This is a genomic window from Knoellia pratensis (assembly GCF_042666395.1).
In the GTDB taxonomy this organism is placed as follows: domain Bacteria; phylum Actinomycetota; class Actinomycetes; order Actinomycetales; family Dermatophilaceae; genus Knoellia; species Knoellia pratensis.
Map to the genome: position 1 here is coordinate 1,345,919 of NZ_JBHTDJ010000001.1, position 12,369 is coordinate 1,358,287.

The following is a 12,369-nucleotide window of genomic DNA, read 5'->3' on the forward strand; positions in this document are numbered from 1 at the left end:
CACCTTCCCGATTGGCTAGGCTCGGGGCGAAACCCGTCTTCCCCACCCCAGGAGCACAAGTGGCCAGCATCGACGCCGTCGGCGCACGCGAGATTCTTGATTCTCGCGGCAATCCCACCGTCGAGGTCGAGGTCGCCCTCGACGACGGAACCATCGCTCGCGCCGCGGTCCCCAGCGGGGCATCGACCGGAGCCTTCGAGGCCGCCGAGCGTCGTGACGGCGACAAGAACCGCTACGGCGGCAAGGGTGTCGAGAAGGCCGTTGACGCCGTCATCGACGAGCTCGGCCCCAAGCTCCTCGGCTTCGAGGCGCACGACCAGCGCCTGATCGACGCCGAGATGATTGCCATCGACGGCTCCAAGAACAAGGAGAACATCGGCGCCAACGCGATCCTCGGCGTGAGCCTTGCGGTCGCCAAGGCCGCGGCCGAGTCTGCTGGCCTGCCGCTGTTCCGCTACCTCGGTGGCCCGAACGCGCGCGTTCTGCCCGTGCCGATGCTCAACATCCTCAACGGTGGCTCCCACGCCGACTCCAACGTCGACATCCAGGAGTTCATGATCGCGCCGATCGGCGCCGAGACCTTCCGTGAGGCCCTGCGTTGGGGCACCGAGGTCTACCACTCGCTCAAGGCCGTGCTCAAGGAGAAGGGTCTCGCGACCGGCCTCGGCGACGAGGGTGGCTTCGCCCCCAACCTCGACAGCAACCGTGCCGCGCTCGACCTCATCCTCGAGGCCATCGAGAAGGCTGGCTACACGGCGGGCGAGGACATCGCGCTCGCGCTCGACGTCGCCGCCAGCGAATTCCACAACGACGACGACGGCACCTACAACTTCGAGGGGGGCAAGAAGACCGCCGCCGAGCTCATCGACTACTACGCCGAGCTCGTCGACGCCTACCCGCTCGTGTCCATCGAGGACCCGCTCAATGAGGACGACTGGGATGGCTGGAAGGCCATGACCGACCGTCTCGGCGACAAGGTGCAGCTCGTGGGAGACGACCTCTTCGTCACCAACCCCGAGCGCCTCGCCCGGGGTATCGAGACCGGCACGGCCAACTCGTTGCTCGTCAAGGTCAACCAGATCGGCACCCTCACCGAGACGCTCGACGCGGTCGAGATGGCCCAGCGCGCGGGGTTCCGTTGCATGATGAGCCACCGCTCGGGCGAGACCGAGGACACGACGATCGCCGACCTCGCCGTCGCGACGAATTGTGGCCAGATCAAGACCGGTGCACCTGCTCGCTCCGAGCGCGTCGCCAAGTACAACCAGCTCCTGCGCATCGAGGAGGAGCTCGACGACGCGGCGGAGTATGCCGGCGCCAGCGCCTTCCCGCGTTTCACCACTGGCAAGAAGGCCTGAGGCGCAACCCTTGGCGCGCGGCAGCAGTCGAGGACCCGGTTCGTCACCGCGACGACCGGCATCTTCGCGACCCTCGCCGCGCGCCCGGGCCGCACGCTCGTCCGTCCTGAGCCAGGTCGGCGAGCGCGCCGCCAACGGCTGGCGTGAGCGGCTCAACGCGGCCCGGGCCAATCGGCGCACGGTCCGTCGCGTCGGCGTCGGCGTCGTCCTGCTCTTCCTCGTCATCCTCGTCGCACCGACCCTGCGCGCCTACTGGCAGCAGCAGTCCGACATCAGCGCACTGCGCGATCGCGTGGCACAGCAGAAGGTCACTGTCGAGAAGCTGCAGTCCGAGCAGGCTCGCTGGGAAGACCCCGCCTACGTTGAGCAGCAGGCCCGCACCCGCCTGAAGTTCGTCAAGGCCGGCGAGAAGTCCTACACGGTGCTCGACCCGGTGGCCGACAAGCGCAACTCCAAGGTCGCCCACGCGGGTGAGAGCACCGACCCCTGGTATGACACGATCTGGTCCTCGATGCAGGCGGCCGACGTGCCCGCCAACCAGCGCCGGTGACCTCGACCCCCGACCACGCACCGGTCGCCCAGGAGGACCTCGACGCCGTCGAGCGTCAGCTCGGTCGCATCCCACGCGGTGTCGTCGAGGTCTCCCACCGTTGCCCGTGTGGTCAGCCCGACGTCCTGCGCACCCTGCCGCGACTGCCCGACGGCACGCCGTTCCCCACGTCGTTCTATGCCACCTGCCCCCGGCTCACGGGTGCGATCAGCACCCTCGAGGCGCGGGGGGTCATGCGTGAAATGACCGAACGCCTCGGCGAGGACGATGACCTCGCCGCTCGCTACACGGCTGCGCACGTGGACTACCTCGCCCGCCGCTCGGAGCTGGGGCATGTCGACGAGATCGAGGGCATCAGCGCTGGCGGTATGCCCACCCGCGTCAAGTGCCTCCACGTCCTCGTGGCGCACTCGCTCAGCGTCGGTCCCGGCATCAATCCTCTGGGCGACGAGGCCCTCGACCTCCTGCCCGACTGGTGGCTGACCCATCCGTGCACCGAGTTGGCCGACGAGGCCGAGGGCACCCAGCAGTGACCCGCGTCGGCGCGATCGACTGCGGCACGAACTCGATCCGCCTCCTCATCGCGGACGTTGTGGACACTGCTGGAGCCGACGGGGCTTTGGCTCTTCGGGATGTCGTCCGTCGCACCGAGGTCGTCCGGCTCGGCTACGGCGTGGACCGCACCGGGGTCATCGACCCGGTCGCCATGGAGCGCACCCTGGTTCAAACCCGTGAGTATGCCGCCCAGTGCCGTGAGCATTCCACCGAACGTGTGCGCTTCGTCGCCACGTCGGCCTCGCGCGACGCCAGCAATGCCGCCGAGTTCGTGGCCGGAGTCGAAAGCGCCTTTGCGGCAACGGGATTCGACGTCTCGCCCGAGGTCGTGAGTGGCGACGCCGAGGCCAACCTGTCGTTCACGGGCGCGACCGGAGACCTCGTCGCGGCCGACGTCCCGGGCCCCTATCTCGTCATCGACCTCGGAGGTGGATCGACCGAGTTCGTGCGCGGAACGGGCCATGTCGAGAGCGCGCGGTCGGTCGACATCGGATGCGTCCGGATCAGCGAACGCCACCTCACCAGTGACCCGCCGAGCGACGAACAGATCGCCGCAGCAACGGCCGACATCACCGCTGCCATCGACCGCGCGGAGGAGGTCGTCGACCTGTCCGGCATCGCCACGGTCGTGGGACTTGCCGGCAGCATCACGACGATCACGGCGCACGCACTGGGACTCACGGCATACGCACCGGATCTGATCCATCTCGCGCACCTCACGCCGGAAGCGCACCGTGAGTCAGCGCAGAGTCTCCTCCACGCGACGACGGAGGAGCGCGCCGAACTCGGCTACATGCACCCGGGTCGCGTCGACGTCATCGGGGCCGGTGCGCTCGTGTGGCACGAGATCCTCGGGCGCGTGCTCGAGCGATCACCGCGCGCTCAGGTCGTGACGTCGGAGCACGACATCCTCGACGGCATCGCCCTCAGCTGCGCGGGCTGACCTCGACCGCCGGGACCGTTCCGGCGGTGTAGGAGCCGAAACCGTTCCAGAGCACGGCCATGACGATCTCGACCGCCGTGTCGAGGTCGATCTCGGGGTTGCGCAGGCGCCAGGCCGCGACTCGCTCGTTGGTCGCGATCATGATCTCGGCCATGGCCTCGCGGTAGGCCATGGGGTAGGCGGCGATCGCCGCGTTGCCGCTGAACCGCTCGGCGATCTCTCGGGCCTGTGCCTGGCGGAGGTTCTCGATGTCCTGCCCGGCCACGACGGCGACGGCGGACTCCTGCATGTAGACCCGGAAGCTGCCGCGCCGCGCCTCGAAGAACTGCATGAAGGAGCGCACGCCCGCCCGGAAGTGGGCCTCAAGGGGGGAGTGTGGCGGCAGCGCGTCCAGAGCGGCTGCGGTCGAGGAGAGCAGGTCCTCGCGGGCGCGGGCGACGACGGCGACGAGGAGGTTCTCCTTGGAGCCGAAGTGGTCATAGATGACCGGCTTGGTGATGCCCGCCGCGGCGGCGATGGTCTCCATCGTCGTGTCCTGGTAGCCGTGGTCGGCGAAGACCGACTCGGCGACATCGAGGAGCTGGCGTTCACGCTCCTCACGCTTCATCCGTGGCGCGCGGGGAGTGCCCTTGGCCGGGCCGCGGCGTCGCGAGGCGTGGCTGTCCGTGCCGTCGGAGGCATCCGAGGAGGCGGGCGTGGCCGTGGAGGTCATGCGGGGAGGTCGTCCGTTCTGAGTGTTGCGCGGTTGACCCCTGAGCCTACCGGGCGTATCCGCGCACGCTGGGGCCTTCGCGCAGGCGGCGACACGCGGTCGCTCCTGTTGTTGCCGCACTAATGCGGAGTGCGTAGTAGTGTGCACTGTGCGCCATCAGGTCGATGGCCGTCATTGGGTGGAGGTGGCTGGCGAACATGGACGCCACGCAGCTGGTCAAGGGAGTGCTGGACCTCGCGGTCCTGGCCGTGGTCGCCCGCGAGGACGGCTACGGCTACGACGTCGTGCGACGACTCCGCGCCGCCGGACTCGAGGACGTCGGTGACGCGTCGGTCTACGGCACGCTCCGCCGCCTCTACAGCGCCGGGGCGCTCACGTCCTACGTCGTCCCGAGCTACGAGGGCCCGCACCGCAAGTACTACGGGATCAACGCGCAGGGCCGCGACGCCCTCGCGAGCCAGGGCAAGACGTGGGCCGCCTTCGCAGGGACGATGGCCGGTCTCCTCGACGAAGCAGGAGTGAAGGCATGAACAGCACCGTGTCGACGGAGGTTCGCGACTATGTGGCCCAGGTTCGGGCCGCCCTCGCGGACCTGCCGACCGAGGATGTCGAGGAGTTCACGACCGGGATGGAGGCCGACCTCACGGAGCGCTTGGCCGAGCCGGGAGACGGCACGTTGCGTGACCGATTGGGAGAACCCGATGCGTATGCCGCCGAGTTGCGTTCCGCTGCTGGCCTCCCGCCACGTGCGGCCTTGGTTCAGTCGAAGAAGCCTGTGGCGCAGCGTGTTTCGGGGCTCTGGTCCGATCTGAGTGGCAGCGCCCTCACGGCCATGCCGTGGCTGCGCGACCTGCGTCCCGTGTGGTGGGCCCTGCGCGGCGTTGCGCTCGCCACGATCCCAGCGCTCATTCTCGGTGTGGCGATCACGTGGCTCGGTCTCTTCGGAGCGATCGTCTCCATAGTTGCGGGACTACTTGCCCGCAACGGCAAGCTCACGGGCGGCTGGGTCGGACCGGTCCGTGTCATCGGAAACGTCACGGCGGGGCTCCTGCTTCCGTTCGCTTTTGTGCTGTTCGTGGACGGTCCCTCTGACGACGAAACCTCGTACTCCGACCCCTATGCCGGTTCAGGTGAGGGCATCTCGTACCTCGGGGAGCCTGTCGCGAACGTCTACGCCTACGACGAGACCGGACGACGCCTCGACAAGGTGCGCCTGTACGACCAGAACGGTCGAGCCCTTGGCATCTCACCCGAGTCCGTCATGTACGGCCCCCTCGATTCCACGGGCGCCATCGATCCGCAGACGGGCCAAGTGACGGCCGAGCTGGATGTCTTCCCGTTGCGCTGGCCAGGGCATGATGCCTGGCTGAAGTACAACGAGTGGGAACCGCCCGTGGCGATCACGCCGCTACCGGGGCCGGTGCCGACCGTCGACGCCAGCCCGTCACCCACGGTGACGATGACAACCTCTCCGACGCCGTCGCCGAGTGCCAGCGTCAGCCGGTCGCCCGCGTCCCCACAGACGTCGCCGAGCTCAGGGGTCTCGGCGACTCCCACCCCGACGCCCACCGCAAGCCCGAGCGCGTCGAGGTGAGCCCCTTGCGTCTGCGGATGTGGCGGCTAGAGCAACCACATCCGCAGACGCAAGCAGGGTGCGAGGGGTAAGCGGGCGGCATACGCAGGCTTTAGGGTGAGTGCGCCCCCGTGGCCCAACTGGCAGAGGCAGGCGACTTAAAATCGCTCCAGGTACGGGTTCGATTCCCGTCGGGGGCACCAGCACTCAGCGGTCGAGGTCGTGACCCACCCGGCACGAACCCTGGCTGTCGCAGCGGACGTCCGGAGGTCCGTAGCGGATCGGTCCGGAAACGAAGAGCCCGCAGGCGACCAACGCCACGGCGGTTCCGGCCAGGCAGGCCCGGGTCATGAGCCGCCTCGCGCGAGGCCCGATGCCGTGCTGGACCAGGGCGAACAGAACTATCCCGACCGCAGCCCCCGCCGTGTTGGCGATGACATCCGAGCTGTCGGTGCGTCCGACGGCCAGCACGAACTGCGCAGCCTCCATCGCTCCACTCACGCCCACAGCCAGAGCCGTCATCGACAGCGGGGACCACGACGGCGCGAGCAACCTGAGGTAGACACCGAAGGGCACGAACAGCAGGAGGTTTGCCCAGACCTCGATCGGCTGGCTGGCACCGTCCCCGTTGCTGCCGGTGACGAAGGGCACGAGCTTGACGTTGCGGACGCCTCCGCCGACCCAGGGCATCTCGAGCTTCCACATCACGACCCACGTGAGAAGCACGAGATAGACGAGGAACAAGGTGGCGAGGAGGACGCGTCGGCGTCGCTCCTGGGGCCGCTTGGCGTTGACTGGATGAATCACTCACCCAGTCAACGCGTCGCGGTGTTGCGTGAGCGTATGCAAATCGTCGGCTTCTCCGGGGATTGTTGTCCGCCGAAGCCAGGAGTGGATCGATGACGTCGCCCGAGATTGCGTCGACTCCCAGGCCGCGCAGGAGTCAGTCGGTGAACAGCGCCTCCCACTCGTGGAAGAAGAGCCGCTGATCGCCGTCCTCCTCGGTTTGGCCGAACATCCCGTAGTCGACCACCCCGTAGAGGTCCTGCGGTACGTCACTGCCGCGCCAGGGCCCAAACCCGCTTTGACCCCAGTCCATTCGGCCCTTGCTGCCGTTGGACATCGCCCGGCGCCGGTCAAGATAGCCGTCCGACTGCGAGAAGTAGTAGGTGTCGCCGTGCGCCTCGACGCCTTGCACCTTGTAGACGTCGGAGTCGGTGTCGATGAGCAGGTTGTCGGTCGACCCCACCACGCCGTCCGAGCTCGCCAGCGCACCACCGGCTCGCAGCGGCCAGCGCACCACGTTGGGCGCCACGTCATGGTCGTCGGTGTATTGCGCGCTCACCAGCGATCTGCGGCTGCCCGACCAGTCGGTCGAGATCGAGCTGAAGACAGCTTCGCCCAGCGGCGTGCTCGCGTCGTTGAGCGCGTCATACCGGCGGTCTGGCACCAGCAGAGGATTGCCCCCGCTGTCCTGCATCAGTTGCCGCACGTCGAAGCGAAACAGCCGGTCGGTGTCGGCGACGTAGAGATAGGGCCCGGCCCACGCGGCACCGCCGGCATGGATCTCCAGCGGGCTCAGGGCCCCGGATCCCGTCGCGTGCATCAGGGTGACCGTGCGGTAGCTGGGCGTGTCCGTGTTGGGTGTGACGAAGCGCAACTGGCTGGCGGTCGAGGTGTGATCGGCCTCGGTGGCGCGCCGGTACCAGGCCGACACGACCACCTCCGTACCCTGGTAGCCGGACCACATCGACTCGCGGCTGCCGGTCAGCCCCTGCGGGTACCAGAGGTCGTCGTCGACCTCGTCAGGCCATTCCCAGCAGCGGTCACCCTCGTCGCAGGCGCCCATCGGCACCCCGTCACGGCTCACCAGGCTGCTGAGCGCCAACAGGTTGATGTCGTCGCGATCGAGCACAGTGCGCACCCGGGGTTCCAAGTTGGTGACGGTGACCTTGTAGGTGCCCGGCCCGTGCTGGCTCGGCCGGTCGAGGGCGTATCCGTTCTCGCTCCCCGCCGCCGAGCTGGAGCTGCTCGGCTGGGCCGCGTTGTCGGTGCCGGTCGAGTGCGCCGGCACCGCGGTGGTGGCGAGCAGCCCTGCGGCGACGGCCGCGGTGAGCACTGCGGACGCGCTGTAGCGTCGGTTCATGTCGGTGGTCCTTCCCTGTTGGTCGTGCCGGACGGGTGGATCACCGGGCTCCGGGAACCGGAACCGGTGAGACCCTCACGCAAACGCTTCCGGTGCCCCTCCGGTCCCCTCACGCAGACCGTTCGGTCTGGCTGCTACTCAGCCCGGGCGCCGCAGATGGGCGGTGAGCGCCCCACGGCGTCGACCGGCTGGACGCCGGTGGCGGCACCCTACCAAGTCGAGGCAGGAATCGGTCGGGCACGGCGCCGTCGGGTCGGTGCGACCGGCGAAGCAGTCGACCGCGCTCACCGCGCTCACCGCGCTCATCCGGGCGACGTAGCCGGGCCATCTCGCTGGCGCAGGTGAGCTGGCTGACCTGATTGTCGACGACCTTGGGGCGCACCTCCTCGCGTGGGAGGCGTCGAGGGCGCTCCACGGGTGGAACCGTGGCAACGGGGTGAGTCATTCACCCAGTCAACGGCTCGCGATGTTGCTTGAGCGTATGCAAATCGTCGGATTCTCCGGGGATCGTTGTCCACAGGAGACCGTGCCGCGGGAACACATGGGGCCTCGAACACGATTGAATGGGTAGACGACGCGGTGGATCGCCATCGCGCCAGACATACGGAGGACACGATGGCCAGCAATCCGGCCTTCAACCGACTCGAGAAGGACGCCCAGTCCGGCTATGCCGGGTTCCAGGGCGAAGGCTCCGGCACGAACCCGGGCAACAACGTCTCCTACGCCCAGCAGGGCGCCACCGACACGTTCTCGCAGCAGCAGCTACAGGACATGTACAACCAGCCGTCCGCGGGCCCGGTCGACACCGGCCGCGTGACGATGGATGACGTCATCATGAAGACGCTGGGCCTGTTCGTCCTCGTCCTCGGCTTCGGTGCCGTCGGTTGGACCGTCGCGTCGCAGAACCCGCAGCTCGGCTTCATGCTCCTCATCGGCGGCATGATCGGCACGCTCGTCCTGGGGCTCGTCATTGCCTTCAAGAAGACCCTGAGCGTTCCGCTCATCGTCGGGTATGCCGTGCTCGAGGGTCTGTTCATGGGTGCGGTGAGCCAGATCTTCGAGGAGCGCTACCCGGGTGTCGTGGCAACGGCTGCACTCGCCACCGTGGCGACGTTCACCGGCATGTTCCTGGCCTACAAGTTCGGTCTGATCAAGGTCACGGCCAAGTTCCGTCGCATCGTGACGATGATGATCTTCGGCTACGCGATCTTCGCCGTCATCAACTTCATCTACGCGATGGTCACGGACACGCCGTTCGGCATCGGTGGCAACGGCCCGCTGGGCATCGCCATTTCGGTGTTTGCGGTCGGGCTCGCGTCCGTGTCGCTGGCTCTCGACTTCGACATGATCGAGCGCGCCATCGCGACGGGTGCCCCCCAGAAGTACAGCTGGCTCCTCGCTCATGGCCTCATCGTGACCGTCGTGTGGCTCTACATCGAGTTCCTGCGCCTCTTCGCCCGCATGCGCGAGTGACGTGCTGGTCTGATGCACAGCTTGCCTGAGGACGTCTCTCGGGAGCTCGAGCGCGTGGTCCGCAGATGGCGAGAGCTGTCAGCGGACCACGCGCTCGGTGCATCCGGGGACGTTCGTGAGCTCGTTCAGGACCTGGCCGCGGTCACGGCGAAGCAGCCGGTGCCCGAACTCGGCCCCGTCGTCCTCATCGACCAACTGCGTGTCCTCGTGTGGGACGCCGCCTCAGCGGGCGTCCCCGACCTCGTGGACCGGCTCGCCGACCTGCGCCGGCGCCTTCCTTGACGCGGAAGTCGCCTGATGACGCGGTTATTGCCGCGTCATTCGGCGATCACCGCGTCATCGGGGCGCCGGGTGTCCACGTCGGCCTGGGGGTCGCGGGCGTCCGGCACGGCGTCGGGGCGACGGCGCAGCAGCACTGCCCAGCGGCCGCGCGGACCGCGAGCCTGTCCGCCGACCTCCGTCGGTGACACCTCGGTCCCCGGGTCCTTGACCGCCTGACCGGCCGCGACCGCGACCGGGCCAACGCCCTCGCCACGTCGGGCCTCGGGCGGGCGGTCAGCCGTGTCGTGACCCCACACGCCGAGAGCGGCGCACACCGACGGCAGGAGAGCCGCCGCGGCCCGGGCATAACCAGCGGCCGAGGGGTGGAAGCGGTCCTCGCTGAACATTGTCTTCGGGGAGGCGGCGAACTCCTTGCCGAGCAGGTCGCCCAAGGACACGGTGCGACCGCCGGCCTCGACCACGGCAATCGTCTGGGCCGCTGCGAGGTCGCGACTCCAGCGCCGGGCCAACAGCCGCAGGGGCTGGGCCAACGGCTCGATGGTGCCGAGATCGGGGCAGGTCCCGACGACGACCTCGCTGCCGAGGGAGCGGATGCGCCGCACCGTGAGCTCGAGGTGGCGCACGGCCGTGGCTCGGTCGACGCGGTGGGTCACGTCGTTGGCGCCGATCATGACGACGACGACGCTGGGCCGGGTCACGGACTCCAGTCCCTGGGCCAGCTGGCGCTCGAGGTCGCTCGACTCGGCGCCGACCACGGCGCGGTTGGTCAGGTGGACCCTGCGGCCCATGAGGGCGCTCACCCCGCCGGCGACGATTGCGCCGACGGTCTCGTGCGGGTGCTGGGCTCCCATGCCGGCCGCACTGGAGTCGCCGATGACGAGGATCTCGATCGGCTCACCCGGGCCGGCGCCATAGGTGCCGTTGTCATCGGGGGAGGTGTCGAACGGGTTGCCGACGAGTCTGCGAGCGAGCAGCGCCTCCCCGCGGATGACGCCGTAGCTCACCGCGCCCAGCGCAGCACTGGCCGCGGCCAGGCCGCCACCCCCGTATGCCGCTGTTGCTGCGATCTTGCGTGCTCGTCGTGCGCGTCCCATGACTGGTGGTCGACCTCCTCGATCTCTCCAACACGCTAACGCGAGGTACGGACGCTCATGTTCCCACCCGGCATACCCGCAATGTTCGCGGCGTCCCGGGGCTCGCCCGCGAGATGGGAGAATGGGCCCATGAAGTATGCCGAGCACATCGCCGACCTCGTGGGCAACACCCCTCTCGTGAAGCTGAACTCCGTCACCGACGGGATCGCCGCGACGGTTCTTGCCAAGATCGAGTACATGAACCCGGGCGGGTCCGTGAAGGACCGCATCGCCCTCAAGATGATCGAGGCCGCCGAGGCCTCGGGCGCGCTCAAGCCGGGCGGCACCATCGTCGAGCCGACCAGTGGCAACACCGGCGTCGGGCTGGCGCTCGTCGCCCAACGCAAGGGTTACAAGTGCATCTTCGTGTGCCCCGACAAGGTAAGTGAGGACAAGCGCAACGTCCTCAAGGCCTATGGCGCGCAGGTCGTCGTCTGCCCGACGGCGGTCTCCCCGGACCACCCGGACTCCTACTACGAGACCTCCGACCGCCTCGTGCGCGAGACCGAGGGCGCGTGGAAGCCGGACCAGTACTCCAACCCCATGGGCCCGGCCTCGCACTACGAGACCACCGGTCCCGAGATCTGGAACGACACCGACGGCACCCTCACCCATTTCGTGACGGGCATCGGCACCGGCGGGACGATCACCGGCACCGGCCGCTACCTGCGCGAGCAGAGCGAGACCCGTGAAGGCGGTCGCGTCCAGATCATCGGCGCCGACCCTGAGGGCTCGGTCTACTCGGGTGGCACCGGTCGCCCCTACCTCGTCGAGGGTGTCGGTGAGGACTTCTGGCCGACCGCCTACGACCCCAAGGTCGTTGACCAGATCGTCGCCGTCTCCGACGCCGACTCGTTCGCCATGACCCGTCGCCTCGCCCGCGAGGAGGGCCTGCTCGTCGGCGGCTCCTGCGGCATGGCGGTCGTCGCGGCCCTCGAGGTCGCCAAGGACCTGCCGGCTGACGCGACCGTCGTCGTCCTCCTGCCCGACTCGGGCCGCGGCTACATGTCCAAGATCTTCAGTGACGACTGGATGAGCTCCTACGGCTTCATGCACTCCGACGAGGGCACGACGGTCGGCAGCATCCTGCGCGCCAAGTCCGGTGAGATGCCGGCCCTCGTGCACACGCACCCCAACGAGACGATCCGCGACGCCATCGAGATCCTGCGCGAGTACGGCGTCTCCCAGATGCCCGTCGTCAAGGCCGAGCCGCCCGTCATGACCGGTGAGGTTGCCGGGTCGGTGAGCGAGCGCGAGCTGCTCGAGCTGCTCTTCGTCGGCAAGGCGCACCTGTCCGACTCGGTTGAGAAGCACATGGGCCAGGGCCTGCCGCTCGTCGGTTCGGGTGAGCCCGTCTCGACGGCGCGCCACGAACTCGAGCACGCGGACGCCGTCCTCGTCATCGAGGGTGGCAAGCCGGTCGGCGTCCTCACCCGGGCCGACCTCCTGGGTCACCTCGTCGACTGACCCTTTTCGACTTCGTGCCCCGCACGGACAGCGAGCGCCAGCGAGTTGTCCGTGCGGGGCACGAAGTGGGCTGTAGTCCGCGACCACAGACCAAGGCGGCGTATGCCGGGAGCCCGCTTCCCGGCATACGCCGCCTTTGCTCTGGGGTGGCGTGATGCTGGTTACCTCTTGCCAAGT

13 protein-coding genes and 1 tRNA gene are annotated in these 12,369 nt (G+C 68.5%); 10 read left to right on the forward strand and 4 right to left on the reverse strand.

Annotated elements, in window-relative coordinates:
- Positions 1-59 precede the first annotated feature (59 nt).
- Genes eno through ACFQRE_RS06470 form a run of 4 tightly spaced genes read left to right on the forward strand, consistent with a single transcriptional unit; the run spans position 60 to position 3,406 of the window.
- Complete coding sequence (gene eno, locus ACFQRE_RS06455) at positions 60-1,358, forward strand: phosphopyruvate hydratase (RefSeq protein ID WP_380120107.1); 1,299 nt, start codon at positions 60-62, stop codon at positions 1,356-1,358.
- Between the two features lie 10 nt (positions 1,359-1,368).
- Positions 1,369-1,908 carry an FtsB family cell division protein gene (locus tag ACFQRE_RS06460; RefSeq protein ID WP_380120109.1) on the forward strand — a complete coding sequence of 180 codons (540 nt, stop codon included), beginning with the start codon at positions 1,369-1,371 and terminating at the stop codon, positions 1,906-1,908.
- The gene (locus tag ACFQRE_RS06465) at positions 1,905-2,441 is read left to right on the forward strand and encodes a DUF501 domain-containing protein (RefSeq protein ID WP_380120111.1); all 537 of its coding nucleotides are present in this window, start codon (positions 1,905-1,907) and stop codon (positions 2,439-2,441) included. Before ACFQRE_RS06460 ends, ACFQRE_RS06465 begins: the two co-directional genes overlap by 4 nt.
- Positions 2,438-3,406, forward strand: a complete 969-nt coding sequence (locus tag ACFQRE_RS06470; protein ID WP_380120113.1) for a Ppx/GppA phosphatase family protein — start codon at positions 2,438-2,440, stop codon at positions 3,404-3,406. The genes ACFQRE_RS06465 and ACFQRE_RS06470 overlap by 4 nt, the downstream gene beginning before the upstream one ends.
- Here the strand turns inward: ACFQRE_RS06470 and ACFQRE_RS06475 are convergent.
- Complete coding sequence (locus tag ACFQRE_RS06475; protein ID WP_380120115.1) at positions 3,390-4,118, reverse strand: TetR/AcrR family transcriptional regulator; 729 nt, start codon at positions 4,116-4,118, stop codon at positions 3,390-3,392. The two genes, ACFQRE_RS06470 and ACFQRE_RS06475, sit on opposite strands and share 17 nt — an antisense overlap.
- A gap of 197 nt (positions 4,119-4,315) precedes the next feature.
- Here ACFQRE_RS06475 and ACFQRE_RS06480 point away from each other — a divergent pair, with 197 nt between their 5' ends.
- The 3 genes from ACFQRE_RS06480 (at position 4,316) to ACFQRE_RS06490 (ending at position 5,894) form a co-directional block, all read left to right on the forward strand.
- Positions 4,316-4,648 (forward strand): PadR family transcriptional regulator, encoded by a 333-nt coding sequence (locus ACFQRE_RS06480; protein WP_380120117.1) that lies wholly within the window; start codon positions 4,316-4,318, stop codon positions 4,646-4,648.
- Positions 4,645-5,712: an HAAS signaling domain-containing protein gene (locus tag ACFQRE_RS06485; protein WP_380120119.1), complete on the forward strand. Its 1,068-nt coding sequence runs from the start codon at positions 4,645-4,647 to the stop codon at positions 5,710-5,712. The genes ACFQRE_RS06480 and ACFQRE_RS06485 overlap by 4 nt, the downstream gene beginning before the upstream one ends.
- 104 nt (positions 5,713-5,816) lie before the next feature.
- Positions 5,817-5,894: transfer RNA gene (locus tag ACFQRE_RS06490), tRNA-Leu, on the forward strand.
- Positions 5,895-5,898: 4 nt separating this feature from the next.
- Here the strand turns inward: ACFQRE_RS06490 and ACFQRE_RS06495 are convergent.
- Positions 5,899-6,498 carry a VanZ family protein gene (locus tag ACFQRE_RS06495; protein ID WP_380120121.1) on the reverse strand — a complete coding sequence of 200 codons (600 nt, stop codon included), beginning with the start codon at positions 6,496-6,498 and terminating at the stop codon, positions 5,899-5,901.
- 136 nt (positions 6,499-6,634) lie between these two features.
- Complete coding sequence (locus tag ACFQRE_RS06500) at positions 6,635-7,837, reverse strand: hypothetical protein (protein WP_380120123.1); 1,203 nt, start codon at positions 7,835-7,837, stop codon at positions 6,635-6,637.
- A 615-nt stretch (positions 7,838-8,452) separates the two neighbouring features.
- Here ACFQRE_RS06500 and ACFQRE_RS06505 point away from each other — a divergent pair.
- Entirely contained in the window at positions 8,453-9,310 is an 858-nt protein-coding gene (locus ACFQRE_RS06505) for a Bax inhibitor-1/YccA family protein (RefSeq protein ID WP_380120125.1), read from the forward strand.
- 12 nt (positions 9,311-9,322) lie between these two features.
- Complete coding sequence (locus tag ACFQRE_RS06510) at positions 9,323-9,592, forward strand: hypothetical protein (RefSeq protein ID WP_380120127.1); 270 nt, start codon at positions 9,323-9,325, stop codon at positions 9,590-9,592.
- Between the two features lie 35 nt (positions 9,593-9,627).
- Here ACFQRE_RS06510 and ACFQRE_RS06515 read toward each other — a convergent pair whose 3' ends face one another.
- Positions 9,628-10,686, reverse strand: coding sequence for an SGNH/GDSL hydrolase family protein (locus ACFQRE_RS06515; RefSeq protein ID WP_380120129.1), 1,059 nt, complete (start codon positions 10,684-10,686; stop codon positions 9,628-9,630).
- Between the two features lie 129 nt (positions 10,687-10,815).
- Here ACFQRE_RS06515 and ACFQRE_RS06520 point away from each other — a divergent pair, with 129 nt between their 5' ends.
- Positions 10,816-12,192: a cystathionine beta-synthase gene (locus ACFQRE_RS06520; RefSeq protein WP_380120131.1), complete on the forward strand. Its 1,377-nt coding sequence runs from the start codon at positions 10,816-10,818 to the stop codon at positions 12,190-12,192.
- The last annotated feature ends 177 nt before the right edge of the window (positions 12,193-12,369 follow it).

Excerpts from the sequence above, each read along its gene's own strand:
- ACFQRE_RS06480 (WP_380120117.1), top strand. The coding sequence starts at position 4,316 with ATGGACGCCACGCAGCTGGTCAAGGGAGTGCTGGACCTCGCGGTCCTG.
- ACFQRE_RS06520 (WP_380120131.1), top strand. The coding sequence starts at position 10,816 with ATGAAGTATGCCGAGCACATCGCCGACCTCGTGGGCAACACCCCTCTC.
- ACFQRE_RS06515 (WP_380120129.1), bottom strand. The coding sequence starts at position 10,686 with ATGGGACGCGCACGACGAGCACGCAAGATCGCAGCAACAGCGGCATAC.
- ACFQRE_RS06505 (WP_380120125.1), top strand. The coding sequence starts at position 8,453 with ATGGCCAGCAATCCGGCCTTCAACCGACTCGAGAAGGACGCCCAGTCC.
- ACFQRE_RS06475 (WP_380120115.1), bottom strand. The coding sequence starts at position 4,118 with ATGACCTCCACGGCCACGCCCGCCTCCTCGGATGCCTCCGACGGCACG.
- ACFQRE_RS06510 (WP_380120127.1), top strand. The coding sequence starts at position 9,323 with ATGCACAGCTTGCCTGAGGACGTCTCTCGGGAGCTCGAGCGCGTGGTC.
- ACFQRE_RS06500 (WP_380120123.1), bottom strand. The coding sequence starts at position 7,837 with ATGAACCGACGCTACAGCGCGTCCGCAGTGCTCACCGCGGCCGTCGCC.
- ACFQRE_RS06485 (WP_380120119.1), top strand. The coding sequence starts at position 4,645 with ATGAACAGCACCGTGTCGACGGAGGTTCGCGACTATGTGGCCCAGGTT.